A 15,617-nucleotide genomic window follows, 5' to 3' on the forward strand; every position below is an offset into this window, starting at 1 on the left:
ACGCACCACCATCCGCACCACCCCAGGAGTTCACCCCTCATGACCAGCACCACCCCCGGCCCCGCCGATCTCGTCCTGCGCAACGCCCGTATCCACACCGTCGACCCGGACCTCCCGTCGGCCGAGGCGCTCGCCGTGCGGGACGGGCGCATCGTGTGGCTCGGGCCGGACGAGGAGGCGGACTCCTGGACAGGTGAGGGCACCCGCGTCATCGACGGGCGCGGACGTCTTGTCCTGCCGGGCTTCATCGACGCCCACAACCACGTACGCCTCGGCTCCGACGACGCCTGCGTACAGCTCGGCGGGGCCCGCACCCTCGCCGAGATCCACGACCGCATCCGCGCCTGGCGCGACCAGCACCCGGACGCCGAGTGGATCGAGGCGGAGGCCTTCGACTACTCGGCGATCCCCGGCGGCCGCATGCCGAACGCCGCCGGTCTCGACCCCGTCACCGGGAACACCCCGGCCTTCGTCCTCAGCTACGACGTGCACACCGCCTGGCTCAACACGGCCGCGCTGCGCCGCCTCGGTGTGGACCGCGACCGTACGTCGCTGCCGTTCGGCCGCGCCGAGACCGACCCGGAGACCGGCGAACCCACCGGTTTCATCAAGGACTTCGCGGTGAAGGGGCTCTCCCGCGACGGCCACCGGGCACTGAACGAGCTCGGCGTGCCGTGGGCCTCGCCCGACCGGCAGTACGGCCGCCTCGCCAAGAGCCTGGACGACGCGATCGGGTACGGCATCACCACGGTCGTCGAGCCGCAGAACTCCATGGACGACCTGGCGCTGTTCAGCCGCGCACGGGCGGAAGGGCGGCTGCGTTCGCGCATCGTCGCCGCGCTCTTCCATCCGCGCGGGACGACCGACGCGGACCTGGACGACTTCGCTGCGGCCGCGCGGGAGTTCGCCGACGACCGGCTGCGGGTCGGCCCGCTCAAGCTGTACATCGACGATGTGGTCGAGCCGCGCACGGCCGCGCTCCTCGAGCCGTACGCCGGGTACGGGCACCACCGGGGCGACACGTTCTATCCCCCGCACGAGTTCGCGGAGCTGCTCGCCAAGCTGGACGCCCGCGGCTTCCAGTGCTTCGTGCACGCCACGGGCGACCGCGGCATCCGCACCGTCCTGGACGCCGTCGAGCACGCCCGCTCCCTCAACGGTCCGCGCGACGCCCGCCACCAGGTCGTCCACGTCGAGTGCCTGGACCCCGCCGACACACCGCGCTTCGCCGAGCTCGGTGTCGTCGCCTGTATGCAGCCGCGTCACTGCGCCCCCGAGATCGCGGGGCCCGGCCAGGACTGGGCCGAGAACGTCGGTGCCGAGCGCTGGCACAAGGCCTGGCCGATGCGCAGCCTGCACGAGGCGGGCGCGGTGCTCGCCCTCTCCAGCGACTGGAACGTCACCGAGATGGACCCGATGGCCGGCATCTACACGGCCCTGACCCGCCGCCCCCTCGGCGGCGGCGACGCCTGGCAGCCGGGCGAGACGCTGGATGTGGAGACCGCGATCCACGGCTACACGATGGGCTCCGCGTACGCCAACTTCCTGGAGGACGACCGCGGCTCCCTGACCGTCGGCAAGCTCGCCGACTTCGTCGTCCTGTCCCGGGACATCCTGCGCGTACGCCCCGAGGACATTCCCGGCACGCGTGCGGAGATGGTCGTCGTGGGGGGCGAGGAAGTGCGGTAACAGCGACTCGCCGCCGGATGTCGAAATCCGGCGGCCCGTCCCGACGTACCTTCCGAGATCCGGGCCGCACCGGACTCGCACCACGAGGAAGGACCGGGACATGCTGCTTGAGAACAAGGTGGCCGTGCTGTACGGGGCCGGAGGGCCGATCGGCGGCGCGGTGGCGCGCGCCTTCGCCCGCGAGGGCGCGCGGGTCCACCTCGCAGGACGCACCGGCAAGACACTCGACGCCGTCGCCGACGCGATCCGCGCGCAGGGCGGCGTGGCGGAGACCGGCGTCGTCGACGCCCTGGACGAACAGGCCGTGGACACCTACGTCGACGGCATCGCCGCGCGCGAGGGGCACATCGACATCTCGTTCAACGCCATCGGGTACGGCGATGTGCACCAGCCGCTGGCCGAGATCGCCGTGAGCGACTTCCTCCGGCCGATCACGAACGCGATGCGCTCGCAGTTCCTCACCACCAGGGCCGCGGCCCGCCACATGACCGCACGCGGTACGGGAGTGATCCTCGCGTTCGGCGGTGGAGGGCCGCAGACGCTCCCGGGGCTCGGCGGCTTCAAGATCGCGCTCGACGCCATCGAGGGGCTGCGCCGCCAGTGGGCCTGCGAACTCGGCCCGTCCGGCATTCGCGTCGTCACCCTCAAGACTGGCGGTGTACCCGAATCGCTGCCCGAGGGCTTTCCCGGAGCGGCGGAGATCACCGCGGGCCTTCAGGAGGCGACGCTTCTCCCCCGCACGGCGATGCTGAGCGATGTGGGTGCCACCGCCGCCTTCATGGCGTCCGACCAGGCGCGCACCATCACCTCCACCGAGATCAACATCTCCTGTGGTGCCATCGTGGACTAGGGCGACACCAAGTCGCCGACCTGCATATTCGTGACTCCTTCTCGACAACTGCACCATTGCCGACATGGAGCTGCGCCATAAATGGCTCGCCATGGTGCCACGCATGTGCCATGATGACACCACGAACCGAGCAGCCCTCTGCCCCGCAGGCCGAGGAGTGCTCGGTTCGCCAAGTCAGCCAATACAGGGGGTCGGATCATGGAGACAGCACAGAGTCAGGAGCAGGCGGCGCCCGGCGCCTTCACCGCCTTCGCGCGCTTCGTGCTCTGCGGCGGCGGGGTGGGGATCGCCTCCAGCTTCGCCGTGGCGGGTCTCTCCTCCTGGATTCCCTGGGTCCTGGCCAACGCCCTGATCACGGTGGCCTCCACGCTGCTCGCCACCGAGCTGCACGCCCGCTTCACCTTCGGAGCGGGCGGGCGCGCGACCCGGCGCCAGCATGCGCAGTCGGCCGGATCCGCGGTGGCCGCGTACGCGGTGACCTGTGTGGCGATGCTGGGCCTGCAGCTGCTGGTGGCGGCGCCCGGCGCGGTGCTTGAGCAGGTGGTCTATCTGTCCGCCTCCGCGCTTGCCGGTGTCGCGCGGTTCGTGGTGCTGCGGCTCGTCGTCTTCGCACGGAACCGTTCGCAGGCCGCGGCCACCGTCCGCCCCGTGCCCGCTGCCGTGGCCGGCGCCCCGGCCCCGGCCGACCCCGCGGAGCTTTGCTACGCCGCCTGAGTCATCGCTCGTCTGCGGCTGCGTCGTGGCTGGTCGCGCCCACGCGGCGGAGGCGCACATGTCACAGCCCCGCGCCCCTTCGGGGCGCGCCCAACCCCTCCACCGCCTTGAGGACATGACCCGCACCGTCCTCCGCGCCCATCCGGCGGGCGATGCCCCCGGCGGCCGCCTTCAGCGAGTCCTCGCGCACGGCCTGGCCGAGCTGTTCGGCCAGGCGCTCCGCGGTGAGGTGCTTGAAGGGGATCGGCGTGGTGGCGGCGCCCAGGGCGGCCACGCGTGCGGCCCAGAACGGCTGGTCGGCCATGACGGGGACGGGGATCGCGGGGACCCCGGCCCGCAGCGCCGCCGCCGTGGTGCCCGCGCCCGCGTGGTGGACGACCGCGGCCATCCTCGGGAAGAGCAGCGCGTGGGGGACCTCGTCGACGGTGAGGATGTCGTCGCCGTGCGCCATCAGGCCTGCCCGCCCCTCCTGGAGCACCCCACGCAGCCCGGCCTTGCGCAAGGCAGCCACGGCGATCTCGCTCAGCCGTTCCCCCTCGCCGGCGGCCATGCTGCCGAAGCCGATGAAGACGGGCGGCGGGCCCGCCCGCAGGAAGTCCTCGTGGGCGGCGGGCAGCGGGCGGCCCGGGTCGTGGTGCGGCCACCAGTTGCCGACGACGTCCAGGCCGTCGCGCCAGTCTCCGGGCCGGGGCACCACGGCCGGGCTGAAGCCGTGCAGGACCGGCCACTTGGCCTCTTCGCGCCGACGCCGGACGGCTCCGGGCGCGGCCGCGGGCAGGCCGAGGCGGCTGCGCAGGTCCCGGACGGCGTCGGCGTAGACGCGGTCCGTCATCCGCAGCGAGAAGCGGCCCATCGCCCGGTTGCCGGGGCCGCCGAGGGAACGGGCACCGCTGACGACCGGCGCGAACTCGCGGGTGGGGTGCGTGGGTTGGAGGTACACGCCCAAGGTCGGTACGCCCATGGCCTCTGCCAGGTGCCAGCCGAGCGGGGCCGTGGTCGTCGAGAGCAGCAGTACGTCAACGCCGCCGCCCTGCGCCGCTTCGACGAGCCCTGACCCCAGTTCGCGTACGAACGACGCGGCCGCCCGCAGCAGCTCCCGCTTGCCGCCGCTCCCGCCGCCGGAAGCGTGCGGGTCGGCGGGCAGCGGACGGAAGGTGAGACCGGCGGCGCGGACGAGCGGCGCGAAGGTCTCCTGGGTGGCGAGGGCGACGTCGTGGCCGGCTTGGCGCAGCCGGGCGCCGAGTCCGGTGTACGGCGCGACATCGCCGTACGACCCGGCCGCGGTGATCAGAACACGCATCAGCTTCCCTCGCTCTCAGCGAGTGACCCCAGGCCGGACTCGACCCCACCCTCAACCTCAGGTTTAGCTTTACCTTCAGGGTTGGCCCCGGCATTGGCGAGCACCGCGGCACGCAGGAACATCGCCAGGCCGGGCCGCTGCTGGGAGGGCGGCACGACGAGCGCGAAGGCCCTCGGGTCCTCGGCGAAGTCGTCGGCGACGCGGATGTGCATGTCGGGCGGGCACGGGGTGAACCAGCGGGAGATGTGCCTGCGGTGCTCCTCGGCCAGGGCCGTCGCGCGCTCTCCCTCGGCGGGCTCTCCCTCGTCGAACGCCGCGACGAGCCGCTCGCGCCACCGCGCCGCCTCGCTCATGAGCAGCGCCCAGTCCTCCTTGGAGTGGGCGGCGGCGCGGCTCATCGCCTCGCGATGTCCCGCGCTGCCCGCCCACTTCAGCTCGGCCTCGGTGGCGTAACTCAGATCGAAGGTGATCTCCCCGAACACCTCGAACCGCTCCTGCGGGCTGAGCCGTACGCCGGTCTGCTGTACCTCCATGGCCCGCTCGGCGACCTCCACCAGGCGCCCCAGTTTGCCGATCTGCTCGACCAGCGCCTTGTGCCGGGCGCGCAGCTGGTCGAGGGCGTTGGCCTGCGGGTCCGCGAGGATCTCCGCGATCTCCTCCAGGGTGAAGCCGAGTTCGCGGTAGAAGAGGATCTGCTGCAGGCGGGCCAGGTCTGCCTCGCTGTACAGGCGGTAGCCGCCGGGGCTGCGCTCGCTGGGGGTGAGCAGACCTGCCCGGTCGTAATGATGCAGGGTACGGACGGTCACCCCGGCGAACCCGGAGACCTGCCCCACGGTGTAACTCATGGACCTCGCCTTTCGTCGGGCTGAAGCCTGCAGCCTGACGCGGCGTGAGGGTCAAGCCCGCCGCGCCGCAGCGAACCCGGCGTGCGGCCCACCAGCTTGCGGACGGTGCGGGTGAGGTGCGCCTGGTCCGCGAAGCCGGCGGCGGTGGCGGCCTCCGCGATGTCCGTACCGCACTCGACTAGCGCGCCGACCGCGGTCCGCAGCCGCTCCCACTGCCGCAGGGTGCCGAGCGGGATGCCCACCTCCGTGCGGACCAGCGTGCGCAGCCGCGCCGGGGAGAGCCCCACATCGGCGGCGACCGCGTCGAGCCGGGCGGCCCCGCCGCAGGCCCGGACCGCGTGCCGCACGCGTGCGTCGACGGCGGTCGGCGGTCCGGTGAACGCGGTCAGTTCGGCGCGCAGCGCCGCGCCGTCCAGCTGCGGCCCCAGCGCGTCGCGCATCCTCCGCGTCCGCGCCGCGTCGAGCCAGACCGGACGCACGGCGTGAGCCGCGCCCGGCACCCCCCATGGTTCGAGGAAGACGGCGACGAAGCCCGACGACGTGCCGCAGCCGTGCTCGAACCCCGGCGGCACCAGCACGCCCGCCCCGGCTTCCGCCCCGACAGTGACGTGTCCGCCGACCGGCAGGACGAGCTTCCAGGCGGGATGCCGGTGCCGGGTCACCTCGTACGGACGGGATTCGGCGAAGACGGTGATGCCGTGCCCGGCGGTGAACGTGCCCATGGTCGGCCAGTGTGCCCAACCGCCTGAAGCGTCAGCCCATCGGAGCCCCCTCCCGGTGTTCAACGGCCAGCGGTTCGAAGGAGATCAGAGTGGTGGAGCCGTCATCAGCCCACCGCACCTCGACCCCGTCGGCCGTCGCGTCCACCGCGGTGACCGCATCCGCCAGTGGCGCGGGTTCCGGCTCCGCGGTGAGCAGCGCGAGGGCCGCGTAGAGGGAGGTGCCCTCCGTGCCCGCCGTGAGGCGCGGCATGCGGGCCCACCGGGTGAACGCGGTGCCCTGGGGTGCGCGTTGTTCGTCCTGGGCGGTCCAGCCGTGCAGCGGATGAAGCGCGGAGTGCAGGTTCTCCTCGGGCCCGGTCGCCCAGCCCGTGTGGGTGACGCGAGCGCCGTGCGGTGCGCCGATGACGCGGTGCACGCGCAGTTCGTACCGCCCCTTGGCCACGGTGACGCTCTCCACGCTCAGCCCCGGCACCATGGGCGGGCCGCCGACGAAGACCGGGGTGTGCCGGGATGCGGCCCAGCCCCAGTCCGGCCCGTTGTCGGCGCCGAGCGGCTCGATGCGGCAGCGGGCGCTGCGGATGCCCGCCACTTCTACAGCGATGTGGTTGTCGGGGGTGTTGCCGCGTGCCGTGGGACCGGTGCGGGTGGAGTAGGCGTGGCGGGCGTAGAGCGGGTCCTCGTGCGCGGCCGACTGCGCCTCGTGCGGGCGCGCGTGATCGCTGCCGTGGTTGTGCAGCCGCACCAGCCCGTCCGCGCGGGTGCTGTGCACCAGCAGACCGGGCGCGGGCAGCGCGAGCACGCGGTCGCGGGTCTCACTGGGCGCCGGTTCCTCGGTCGCCGTCCACAGGGGGTGTTCTGCCGGGGCGAGCAGGCAGACGAACGCCTTCGACGCCCAGTACGGCGACGCGGGCCCCGAGTAGTTCTGCAGGCTCGCCTCGTGGGGGCCGTGCCAGCCCAGGCTGAGCAGGCCGTCGTCGCCGACCGAGCCGCGGTCGAGGAAGTAGCGCAGCGATCCGCTCAGGAGGCGGCGCGAGGTGCCGGGGGTGAGCGGGGTGTGGCCGGTGACCGCGCCGAGGGCGACGGAGGCCGCGGCGGCGAACCGGTAGGTCAGGGAGCGGCCGAAGTGGATCGGGGCGCCGTCGCCGCCGAAGAGGAGCCCGAAGCTCTCCAGGTGTTCGCGCAGACGGGGACCGTGGACCTCCAACTGGCGTTTGTCATTGGACAGTTGGGCGTCGAGTGTCGGGTAGAGGTGCAGTGCCCAGCCGTTGTAGTGGTCGAAGGCGCGGCCGTCGCCGTCGCCGTACCAGCCCTGGCCGCGGTACCAGGTCTCCAGGAGTTCGAGGGCCCGTTCGCGGGCCCTGGCCGTCTCTGTGTCGCCTCGGCCCACCGACTCCAGGAAGCCTGCCACGGTGTAGGGGAAGAGGTACCAGTTGTTGGGTGCGGGGACGTGGCGGAGCGCGCCGCGCAGCCATTCCTCCGCGCGGTCCTGTACATCGCCGTCGAGGCGGTCCCACAGCCAGGGGCTGGTCAACCGCAGGCCCAGCGCCACGCAAGCGGATTCGACCATGGGCTGGCCCTGGATGTGGTGGTCGAGGACGACCGGCCAGGACTCGGTGTCGTCGCGGCCGGGTGTACGGGTGCCCGCCGCGAGCCCCTGCGCGTACCGGTCGAGCCATCCGTGCGGGTCCTTGCCCTCGGCGCCCGCCACCCGGAACGCGCCGGCGAGGAAGGTGCGGGCATATCCCTCAAGGCCGTCCGACCGTACGCCGGACGCGGAGGGCCGCCCCGGCAGGTCGAGGAGTGCGCCGTGCGGTGTCGCCCACTGCCAGGCGGCGTCCAGGAGGCCGTCGGCGGCGGCCTCCCAGTGCTCGCGCGTGTAGCCGGTGTGCGGGCTCAACTCCCGGTTCTCTTCGGGCAGTCCGGGGATGCTCATGCGAGGTAGGCCAGCCTTTCGCGTCGTACGGGATGGGCGAAGCCGTCGCCCGCGGCCCAGCGGCCGAGCTCGGCGACGGCGAGATCGGCGAGGCGGCCCCACTCGTTGCCCTGCGATCCGGCGAGATGCGGGGTGATCGTGACGTTGCCGCAGTCCCACAACGGGTGGTCGGGGGGCAGCACTTCGGGGTCGGTGACGTCGAGGACGGCCCGGATGCGGCCGGCCGTTGCGGCCTCGGTGAGGGCGTCCTGGTCGAGCACGGCGCCACGGGCGGTGTTGATGAGCACCGCGTCATGGCGCATCGCCGCGAGCAGGTCGTGGCCGACGAGACCGCGGGTGGCGGGCAGCAGCGGCGTGTGCACGCTGACGACGTCACTGCTCGCGAAGAGTTCCCCGATGCCGACGGGCCGCACACCGAGAGCCGCGGCCGCCTCGTCGCTGACGTACGGGTCGTGCAGCAGCACCCGCAGGTCGTACGGCCGCAGGAGCTCGATCACCCGCCGGCCGATCAGCGATGCGGAGAGGATGCCGACCGTGCGGCCGTAGTTACCGACACCCTGCGAGACACCGAGCCAGTCGTCGCGGCGGCGGGTGATACCGAACTCGCGGGCGCGCTCAAGGATTTGCTTGCCGGTGAGCAGGATCATGGCGACGGTGTATTCGGCGACGGGCAGCGCGTTGGCCGCCGCGGCCGACGACACCTCGATGCCGCGCTCCCAGCACTGCTCGGTGATGTGCCCGCGTACCGACCCGGCGGTGTGCACGACGGCCCGCAGCCGGGGCGCCGCCGCGAGCGCGGCGGCGTCAAGGGGCGGGCAGCCCCAGCCGGTGACGAGGACCTCCACGTCCGCGAGCACGGAGCGGGCCCGCCCGGTGGTGAAGTCGTCCAGGACGGTGTCCGGCACCAGATCGCAGACCTGGCCGAGCGCGGCCAGGGCGCCGGGGCCGAGCACGGCGGTCGCCGCGTCGGGCGCCATGGCGAGCGCTGTGTGCGGACGGTGACTGCCGTTCATCAACACATTCCCTTTCACATGGGCCCTTTCCCATGGCTCACTTGATCGAGCCCGCGGTCAGGCCCGACTTCCAGAAGCGCTGCAGCAGGACGAAGGCGAAGATCAGCGGCAACACCGCGAGGAGCGAACCCATGATCACCACGGGGTAGTACTCGGGCGAGACGCTTGCGGAGCTGTTCCAGGTGTAGAGGCCGAGGCTGACGGGATACAGCTTCTCGTCCGAAAGCATCACCATGGGCAGGAAGAAGTTGTTCCAGATGGCGGTGAGCTGGAAGAGGAACACCGTGACCAGGCCGGGCCCCAGCATCCGCAGGGCGACGCGCACATACGTGGTCAGCTCCCCCGCCCCGTCCATCCGCGCCGCCTCGAGCACCTCGTCGGGAACGTACCCCTGACTGAAGATCCGCCCGAGATAGACGCCGAACGGGTTGAAGAGGACCGGGATGAACACCGCCCAGAAGGTGTCGACGACACCCGTGGCCGATGCCATCAGATACAGCGGCAGGGCGAGCACCGTCTGCGGCACCATCACCGCGGCGAGCACCAGGCCGAAGACCTTCTCCTTGTGCCGGAAGCGGTACTTGTCGAAGGCGTAGCCGCAGGCGACGCTGATCAGGGCGCTGATCGCGGCGCCGAGGACGGCGTACAGCAGGCTGTTGGTGTACCAGCGTCCGTACAGGCCGCCGTCCATCGCGAACAGGTCGCGCAGATTCTGTACGAAGGAGAAGTCGGCCAGCGAGAAGAAGTCGCTGCTGAACAGGGCGTCCCGGTCCTTGGACGCGGCGAGCACCAGCCACAGGACGGGCAGCAGGGTGTAGAGCACCGCGATGCCGACCACGGTGTTCACGACGGTGCGGCCCAGGAGGCGGGGGCGGCCCGCGGTGAGGGTGTCGGCGCTCATCGTGCGGCCTCCTTCTGGGAGCGGTTCGTCCAGCGGGTGACGCCGTACGAGAGGGCGACCGTGCACAGCAGCAGGATCACCGAAGCGGCCGCCGCCAGGCCGTAGTTGTTGCGGGTGAAGGCCGCGTCGTAGATGTACATGCTGGGCGAGAAGCGCGAGTTGATCATCGGGGACGACTGGCTGAGCAGCATCGGCTCGGTGAACAGCTGCAGCGCCCAGATCAGGGTGAACATGGCGACCATCGCGATGGATGAGCGCACCAGCGGCGCCTTGACCTGGAGTGCGGTGCGCACCGGTCCCGCACCGTCGACGACCGCGGCCTCGATCACCTCGCGCGGGACGGCCTGCAGGGCGGCGTAGAAGATCACCATGTTGTAGCCGAGGTTGCTCCACAGGGCGATGTTCACGATCGACGGGAGCACGGTGTGGACGCCGAGGAAGTCGATGGTGATGTCGCCCTTGGCGAGCAGTTCGACGACCGGGCTGAGGCCCGGGGTGTAGAGGTAGAGCCAGATGAGGGCGGCGATGATGCCGGGCACCGCGTGCGGCAGGAAGAGGCTCAACTGCGCCCAGGCGCGCAGCCGTACGACGCCCGAGTCGAGCAGCAGGGCCAGGGCGAGGGCACCGATCACCATCAGCGGGATGTAGATCAGGCAGTAGAGGGCGACCACTCCGAGGCTGCCGAGGAAGGTCGGGTCGGTGAGGACGGCCGTGTAGCTGCGCAGGCCGACGAAGACGGTGCGTTCGGGGCCGAAGCCGAGGCCGGGCTGGTCGTCGCTGAAGAAGCTCAGCCAGACGGCGGTGCCGACGGGAATCAGGAAGACCGTCGCCAAGAGGATCAGGAAGGGGGTCATCAGAACGCCGCACGCCATGTGTTCACGGCGGCGCGCACTGGCGCGTGCACCGCGGGCGGCGGCGGGGGCAGCGGCCGTGCGGGCGGCGCGGGCCGGGGGCGCGGTCGTGGTCATCGGGGGTCACCTGCCTTTCTGCTGGTGCTCTGTGGCGTACGGGATACAGCGCATCGCCCGGCGGCGTTCGCGCCGGTCATGTGCTGTGCTCGGTGGTGGAGAGGCCGAGCGCCTTGAGGTCCGGCATGGTGCCGTCCTGCGCCGCGTGCACCGCGTCGAGGATCGATCCCTGGCCGCCGCCCGCGCGGGCGAAGCCGTCCTGCATGACGCGCTGGGTCGCAGTCATCCGCGGGCCCCAGACCCAGCCGTCCCGGATGGTGTCGGCCTGTTCCTGGAAGAGGCGGTAGATGTCCTGGTCGGCGTAGTAGGAGCGGTCGAAGGCCTCGCGGCCCACCGAGACCAGGCCGGGGACGGCCGGGTACTGGCTGCTGGTGCCGCTGGAGAGGCGTGCGCGCAGGGCGTCGGGGTGCGAGACCTGCCACTCGATGAACTCCATGGCGGCTTCCGGGTTCCGGCTGTCCTTGGTGACGGCGAAGGTGGAGCCGCCGTGGGTGCCGACGACCGGGTGATCGGGGTCCCACTGCGGGAGCGGCGCGATCGCCCACTGCTTCTTCTGGCCCGGCCTCGCGTTCATCTGCGCGCCCGCGTCCCAGGCGCCGCTGAGCCGGGCAAGGACCAGGCCCTCACCGAGCTGGGAGTCGTGCTGTCTGCTCTCGGAGGCGTTGGCGAAGACCAGGTCTTCGTCGACGAGCCGCTGCCAGTACGCCGCCACCTTGCGCGTTGGCCGGTCGGCGAGCGAGACGTTCCAAGCACCGTCGCGGGTGTCGAACCACTGGGCGCCCGCCTGCCATGCCCACGCGGCGAACTGGGTGAAGCCGTCGGTCGGGAAGAGCGCGAGCCGCCGGTCACGGGACTTGCCCCGTACGGTGCGGGCCACTTCGGCGAACTCGCCCCAGGTGCGCGGGACTTGAAGGCCGTACCGGTCGAACAGGTCGGTGCGGTAGTGCAGCACCATCGGCTCCACGTCGAGCGGAACGGTGAAGACCCGCTTCTCGAACGTGGTCAGGCCAAGAGCCTGCGGGAGCAGCTTGGCTCGCAGTCGGTCGGTCAAGAGCGGGGTGAGGTCACGGGCGACGCCGTCGATGGCGAAGCCGGGGACCTGGGGGTACTCGATGGTGGCGACGTCCGGGGCGTTGCCGGCGCGGGCGGCGTTGCTGAGCTTGGCGTAGCCGCCCATCGCCCCTGACGGGATCTGCTGGAACTCGACCTGGACCCGGTCGTGGGTCTTGTTGAACGCGTCGACCACTTCCTGGCTGCCGCGCAGCGCGGACCAGAAGGTGATGCGTGTACTGCCGCCTTTGGTGCGTGCCGTTCGGCCCTTGCCGCCCGAGCAGGCGCTCAACGCGCCTGCCGCGGGAACGGCGGCTGTCACGGCGAGCAGGGACCGGCGACTCGGTCGACCGGGCATGGATGCCTCCCGCGGCTCTTGTTCGGGACACGGGAATCCTGATCGCGTGAACGAAGCCGGTCAAGAGACCGATCAAAAGAAACTTAAGCGGTCAAACGATCGCGGGATGGGTGGCAGAGCCGCGCACCTTCAGTTCCGGAAGGAGCTCAACTCGCTGCGGCCGCCCGGCGCCTGACGCCTCCGCATCGGCGAACCGGCGCAGCAGGAGCTGGGCCGCGACCCGTCCCACCTCGTGCTTCGGCGGGGACACCGCGGTCAGCGGGGTGCTGCCAAGCGCGGCCACCACATCGTCGTACGCCACCACCGAGCAGTCCTGCGGCACCCGCACCCCGCCGTCGATGAGCTGCGACACGAGCATCAGCGCGTCGACGTCGCCGTGCAGCACGGCGGCCGTGGCCCGGCGCTCGCGCAGCAGCGCCGCGAGGTCGAGGGGTTCGCGCGCCCGGCCGGGTCCGGCGTCGCGGGCGCTGAGCACCACCGTCCAGTCCTCGATCTCCGCCCGGGACGCGGCGATCTCGGCGAAGGCCGCGCGCAGCGCACGGGCCGTCGGGCTGTCGTCGCGCGCGGCAAGGACGATCCGGCGATGGCCGAGTTGAATGAGGTGGTCGACGGCGAGATGGATGCCGAACCAGTGGTCTGTGCACACGGAGTCCATGGCGTGCAGCGCACTGCCGGCCCGCGGCCGCCGCTCCATCACCACCGTGGGCACACCGGACGCGGCGAGCCAGGCGTAGTCCGCCTCCTCCTCGGCCGCGGTGCGCCAGCGCGGAGCGATCAGGAGACCTCGCACGCCCTCGGCCAACACCCGTTCCACCAACGGCCGTTCGGCACCTTCCACCTGCGGCGCGATGTGCAGGGCGACCCGCATCCCGGCCTCGCTCAGGGCGCCTCGCGCCCCGTGCATCGTCTCGTACAGATAGGTGTGCCGCTCGGGCACCATCAGCGCCACGGCCTCCCCGGAGGCCACCGGTTCGGCGGGCGCGGCGCTCCGTTCCACGGGCCCGACCGAGCGTGCCACGCCGTGGCCGCGGCGCAGCCTGCCCTCGCGGGCCAGGTCTTCGACATCGCGGCGCACGGTGATCACCGAGACCTCCAGATCGGCGGCGAGATCACTCAGCCGCGCCGTACCGCGCGACTCCACGACCGCGAGTATCCGCTGCCGCCTGACTTCCCTCGGCTCTCGCATGCTGCCGGCCCCCCTCGCGACGTACCCATCGGGTGTTCGTTTGAGCGTTTCCGCTGGAGGATATCGATCGTTGCGCCGTCCGCACCCGTGCGTCGCGCGATCTGTTCACGCGCGCGATCTGTTCATCACGTGCTTTCTGTTGATCACGCGCGTTCTGTTCAATACGTGGCCCCACCGACGCCCCGATCATCGCCGCATGTCCGACTTCGCAGCCCTGGCCCTCGCGGCCTTCCTGGCCGTCACGGCCGTCACGCACTTCCTGTTCCCCGGCTATTTCCGCACCCTGGTCCCGCGGTGGCTCCCCTCCCCCGCCGCCCTCGTCGTCGGCAGCGCGGTGGCCGAATTCGCCACGGCCGCCCTGCTGTTCGCCCCCGCGACCCGCACGGTCGGCGGCTGGGCCGCCGTCGCGCTGCTGAGCGCCTTTCAGGTGTCGCACCTCGACGCCGCGTTCCACACCCGCACCCGTACGGGATTCCTCAACACCCCCTGGGGCGTGACAGCCCGGCTGACCGTGAACGCCGCCTACATCGCCTGGGCGCTCACGGTCACTGCCGGCTGAGCGAGCGCGAGATGCCCGCCGCGACCGTGGTGACAAGCACCCAGCCCGTGGCGATCAGCAGATACGAGAGCCACTGGTACCAGCCGTCCGGCGCGAACGCCGCCTCCTGCCCGAAGCCGATGATCGGCAGGAGCAGGTCAAGGCTGTAGAAGACGGGGTTGAAGTCGGGGGCCTCGTCGGACTTCAACGGGCGCGGATGGTGCAGGGCGAAGGCGAGCGCGCCGCCGAGCAGCAGGACGAACAGCCATCCGGCGGCGCGCATGGGCCGGAAGCCGTAGCCGACGGTCACGTCCTGGAGGTGGCCCCAGATCCGGGCGTACGGGGGCAGGGTGCCGCGATGGCGGCGGAGCTTGGCCAGCTGGACGGTTCGGGCGGCGGCCTCGTCGCCGACGGTGCGGTACGCGGCGGCCAACTGCTCGTAGCCCTGCGGGAGATAGCCGCCCGTCTCACGTTCAAGGAGCGGTAGCCGCTGCTCGGCGGGCAGGTGCGGGGCGAGCCGCTGGTAGCCGAGGCCGTCGAGCTTGACCTGGTCCGGCCACACCTCCGGGGGGACGTGCAGCAGGTCCAGCTGGGAGCGGCGCAGATTGACGGCGCCCTCGATCGGGGCGGCCTCCCGCAGCCACAGTTCGCCGACGACGCAGCTGCTGGCGCGCAGCGCCGACCCTTCGGGGTGGGAGAGACGGGCGTAGGCGAGATTGATGTGGCGCGGGATGCGGGCGCCGCTCAGATTGACCGTGCCGCGGGCCCGCAGCCGCATGGCCCGCAGATCGGTGCCGACCGACAGGGTCTCGGCGTGCAGGGCGACTCCACCAGGGGCACTCAGTTCGGCGTCGTCGAGGTTGACCTGGCCGCCGACGGTGGCGCCGTTCATCCGGACCTGGCCGTGCGCGACAAGGCCGACGGCCCATACGTCGGTGCCGACCTCCGCATGATTCAGCTGCAGGACCGCTTCGGCGTCCACCGCGTGCGGCTCGTCGGGCACGGGCGGCGCGCCGAGTTCCGCCCCGTTGACGAAGAAGGCACCGGTGATCTGCGCGCCCGCGAGCCGGACGGGCCCCGCTATCCGGCAGCAGGTGATCCGCAGGACCAGCTCCACCCGGAGGGTTCCCGCGGTCAGCCCCGGCAGGACCGAGTCGCTGAGGACCAGGGCGCGGACCTGCGCCCCGTACAGATTCGGCGTCTCCTCGAAGTGGCAGGACCGCAGCCGCACGGGATGCTCGACCGTCCCGTACATCAGGTCGAGCCGCCCGGTGATCCGCGCGCCCGTCAGCTTCAGGCCCGCGATCTCGCCGTCCCGCATCGGCCCGTTGAGCAGCAGCGCCCGCAACACCTCGGCCCGCACGGTCCGTTCGGGCCCCCACGAGCCGCCGGCCCGGGGGTCGTCATCGGGGCTCTCACGGAAATCGACGCCCGCGCCGAGCGGGAACGCCCGCCAGACGCGCAGCTCCGCCGGTGTCAGGTCCGTGATCTCCATCGACGGGATGCTGTCGCGGGTGTGTTCGGGCTGTCAACTGCGGACTGGGATCAGT

General features: G+C 71.9%; 14 protein-coding genes. 4 read left to right on the forward strand and 10 right to left on the reverse strand.

The annotated features are described in order from the left end of the window. Positions 1 to 39 precede the first annotated feature (39 nt). The 3 genes from AB0G47_RS33070 to AB0G47_RS33080 all read left to right on the forward strand — a co-directional run bounded on the left by AB0G47_RS33070 (position 40) and on the right by AB0G47_RS33080 (position 3,253). Entirely contained in the window at positions 40 to 1,689 is a 1,650-nt protein-coding gene (locus AB0G47_RS33070; protein WP_360777512.1) for an amidohydrolase, read from the forward strand. 100 nt (positions 1,690 to 1,789) lie between these two features. Continuing rightward, positions 1,790 to 2,539: an SDR family oxidoreductase gene (locus tag AB0G47_RS33075; protein ID WP_360777514.1), complete on the forward strand. Its 750-nt coding sequence runs from the start codon at positions 1,790 to 1,792 to the stop codon at positions 2,537 to 2,539. Positions 2,540 to 2,737: 198 nt separating this feature from the next. Beyond that, positions 2,738 to 3,253 carry a hypothetical protein gene (locus AB0G47_RS33080; protein ID WP_360777516.1) on the forward strand — a complete coding sequence of 172 codons (516 nt, stop codon included), beginning with the start codon at positions 2,738 to 2,740 and terminating at the stop codon, positions 3,251 to 3,253. A gap of 61 nt (positions 3,254 to 3,314) precedes the next feature. On the opposite strand, the gene AB0G47_RS33085 is transcribed toward AB0G47_RS33080, so the two are convergent. The 9 genes from AB0G47_RS33085 to AB0G47_RS33125 form a co-directional block, all read right to left on the reverse strand. Continuing rightward, on the reverse strand, positions 3,315 to 4,553 hold the full coding sequence (locus tag AB0G47_RS33085) for a glycosyltransferase (protein ID WP_360777518.1): 1,239 nt from the start codon (positions 4,551 to 4,553) through the stop codon (positions 3,315 to 3,317). Then, positions 4,553 to 5,398 (reverse strand): MerR family transcriptional regulator, encoded by an 846-nt coding sequence (locus AB0G47_RS33090; RefSeq protein WP_360777520.1) that lies wholly within the window; start codon positions 5,396 to 5,398, stop codon positions 4,553 to 4,555. Before AB0G47_RS33090 ends, AB0G47_RS33085 begins: the two co-directional genes overlap by 1 nt. Next, entirely contained in the window at positions 5,395 to 6,120 is a 726-nt protein-coding gene (locus AB0G47_RS33095) for an AraC family transcriptional regulator (protein WP_360777522.1), read from the reverse strand. The genes AB0G47_RS33090 and AB0G47_RS33095 overlap by 4 nt, the downstream gene beginning before the upstream one ends. Positions 6,121 to 6,151: 31 nt before the next feature. After that, the gene (locus AB0G47_RS33100; RefSeq protein ID WP_360777524.1) at positions 6,152 to 8,053 is read right to left on the reverse strand and encodes a DUF2264 domain-containing protein; all 1,902 of its coding nucleotides are present in this window, start codon (positions 8,051 to 8,053) and stop codon (positions 6,152 to 6,154) included. After that, on the reverse strand, positions 8,050 to 9,066 hold the full coding sequence (locus AB0G47_RS33105) for a hydroxyacid dehydrogenase (RefSeq protein WP_360777526.1): 1,017 nt from the start codon (positions 9,064 to 9,066) through the stop codon (positions 8,050 to 8,052). The genes AB0G47_RS33100 and AB0G47_RS33105 overlap by 4 nt, the downstream gene beginning before the upstream one ends. A 37-nt stretch (positions 9,067 to 9,103) precedes the next feature. Further along, a complete protein-coding gene (locus tag AB0G47_RS33110; RefSeq protein ID WP_360777528.1) occupies positions 9,104 to 9,967 on the reverse strand; it encodes a carbohydrate ABC transporter permease in 864 nt (287 codons plus the stop codon). Further along, positions 9,964 to 10,935, reverse strand: coding sequence for a sugar ABC transporter permease (locus AB0G47_RS33115; RefSeq protein WP_360777530.1), 972 nt, complete (start codon positions 10,933 to 10,935; stop codon positions 9,964 to 9,966). Before AB0G47_RS33115 ends, AB0G47_RS33110 begins: the two co-directional genes overlap by 4 nt. Positions 10,936 to 11,011: 76 nt before the next feature. Then, positions 11,012 to 12,343, reverse strand: a complete 1,332-nt coding sequence (locus tag AB0G47_RS33120; protein ID WP_360777532.1) for an extracellular solute-binding protein — start codon at positions 12,341 to 12,343, stop codon at positions 11,012 to 11,014. Positions 12,344 to 12,434: 91 nt separating this feature from the next. Beyond that, positions 12,435 to 13,529, reverse strand: coding sequence for a substrate-binding domain-containing protein (locus AB0G47_RS33125; protein WP_360777534.1), 1,095 nt, complete (start codon positions 13,527 to 13,529; stop codon positions 12,435 to 12,437). A 196-nt stretch (positions 13,530 to 13,725) separates the two neighbouring features. On the opposite strand from AB0G47_RS33125, the gene AB0G47_RS33130 reads away from it, so the two are divergent. Continuing rightward, a complete protein-coding gene (locus AB0G47_RS33130; RefSeq protein WP_360777536.1) occupies positions 13,726 to 14,088 on the forward strand; it encodes a hypothetical protein in 363 nt (120 codons plus the stop codon). Here the strand turns inward: AB0G47_RS33130 and AB0G47_RS33135 are convergent. Beyond that, positions 14,075 to 15,562 (reverse strand): membrane-associated oxidoreductase, encoded by a 1,488-nt coding sequence (locus AB0G47_RS33135; protein WP_360777538.1) that lies wholly within the window; start codon positions 15,560 to 15,562, stop codon positions 14,075 to 14,077. The genes AB0G47_RS33130 and AB0G47_RS33135 overlap by 14 nt on opposite strands. Positions 15,563 to 15,617: the final 55 nt, after the last annotated feature.

Origin of the sequence: Streptomyces sp. NPDC021622 (genome assembly GCF_040640795.1) — a bacterium.
Lineage (GTDB): Bacteria > Actinomycetota > Actinomycetes > Streptomycetales > Streptomycetaceae > Streptomyces.

Coding starts and splice junctions, on each gene's coding strand:
- AB0G47_RS33070 (WP_360777512.1), top strand. CDS start 40: ATGACCAGCACCACCCCCGGCCCCGCCGATCTCGTCCTGCGCAACGCC.
- AB0G47_RS33075 (WP_360777514.1), top strand. CDS start 1,790: ATGCTGCTTGAGAACAAGGTGGCCGTGCTGTACGGGGCCGGAGGGCCG.
- AB0G47_RS33080 (WP_360777516.1), top strand. CDS start 2,738: ATGGAGACAGCACAGAGTCAGGAGCAGGCGGCGCCCGGCGCCTTCACC.
- AB0G47_RS33085 (WP_360777518.1), bottom strand. CDS start 4,553: ATGCGTGTTCTGATCACCGCGGCCGGGTCGTACGGCGATGTCGCGCCG.
- AB0G47_RS33090 (WP_360777520.1), bottom strand. CDS start 5,398: ATGAGTTACACCGTGGGGCAGGTCTCCGGGTTCGCCGGGGTGACCGTC.
- AB0G47_RS33095 (WP_360777522.1), bottom strand. CDS start 6,120: ATGGGCACGTTCACCGCCGGGCACGGCATCACCGTCTTCGCCGAATCC.
- AB0G47_RS33100 (WP_360777524.1), bottom strand. CDS start 8,053: ATGAGCATCCCCGGACTGCCCGAAGAGAACCGGGAGTTGAGCCCGCAC.
- AB0G47_RS33105 (WP_360777526.1), bottom strand. CDS start 9,066: ATGAACGGCAGTCACCGTCCGCACACAGCGCTCGCCATGGCGCCCGAC.
- AB0G47_RS33110 (WP_360777528.1), bottom strand. CDS start 9,967: ATGAGCGCCGACACCCTCACCGCGGGCCGCCCCCGCCTCCTGGGCCGC.
- AB0G47_RS33115 (WP_360777530.1), bottom strand. CDS start 10,935: ATGACCACGACCGCGCCCCCGGCCCGCGCCGCCCGCACGGCCGCTGCC.
- AB0G47_RS33120 (WP_360777532.1), bottom strand. CDS start 12,343: ATGCCCGGTCGACCGAGTCGCCGGTCCCTGCTCGCCGTGACAGCCGCC.
- AB0G47_RS33125 (WP_360777534.1), bottom strand. CDS start 13,529: ATGCGAGAGCCGAGGGAAGTCAGGCGGCAGCGGATACTCGCGGTCGTG.
- AB0G47_RS33130 (WP_360777536.1), top strand. CDS start 13,726: ATGTCCGACTTCGCAGCCCTGGCCCTCGCGGCCTTCCTGGCCGTCACG.
- AB0G47_RS33135 (WP_360777538.1), bottom strand. CDS start 15,562: ATGGAGATCACGGACCTGACACCGGCGGAGCTGCGCGTCTGGCGGGCG.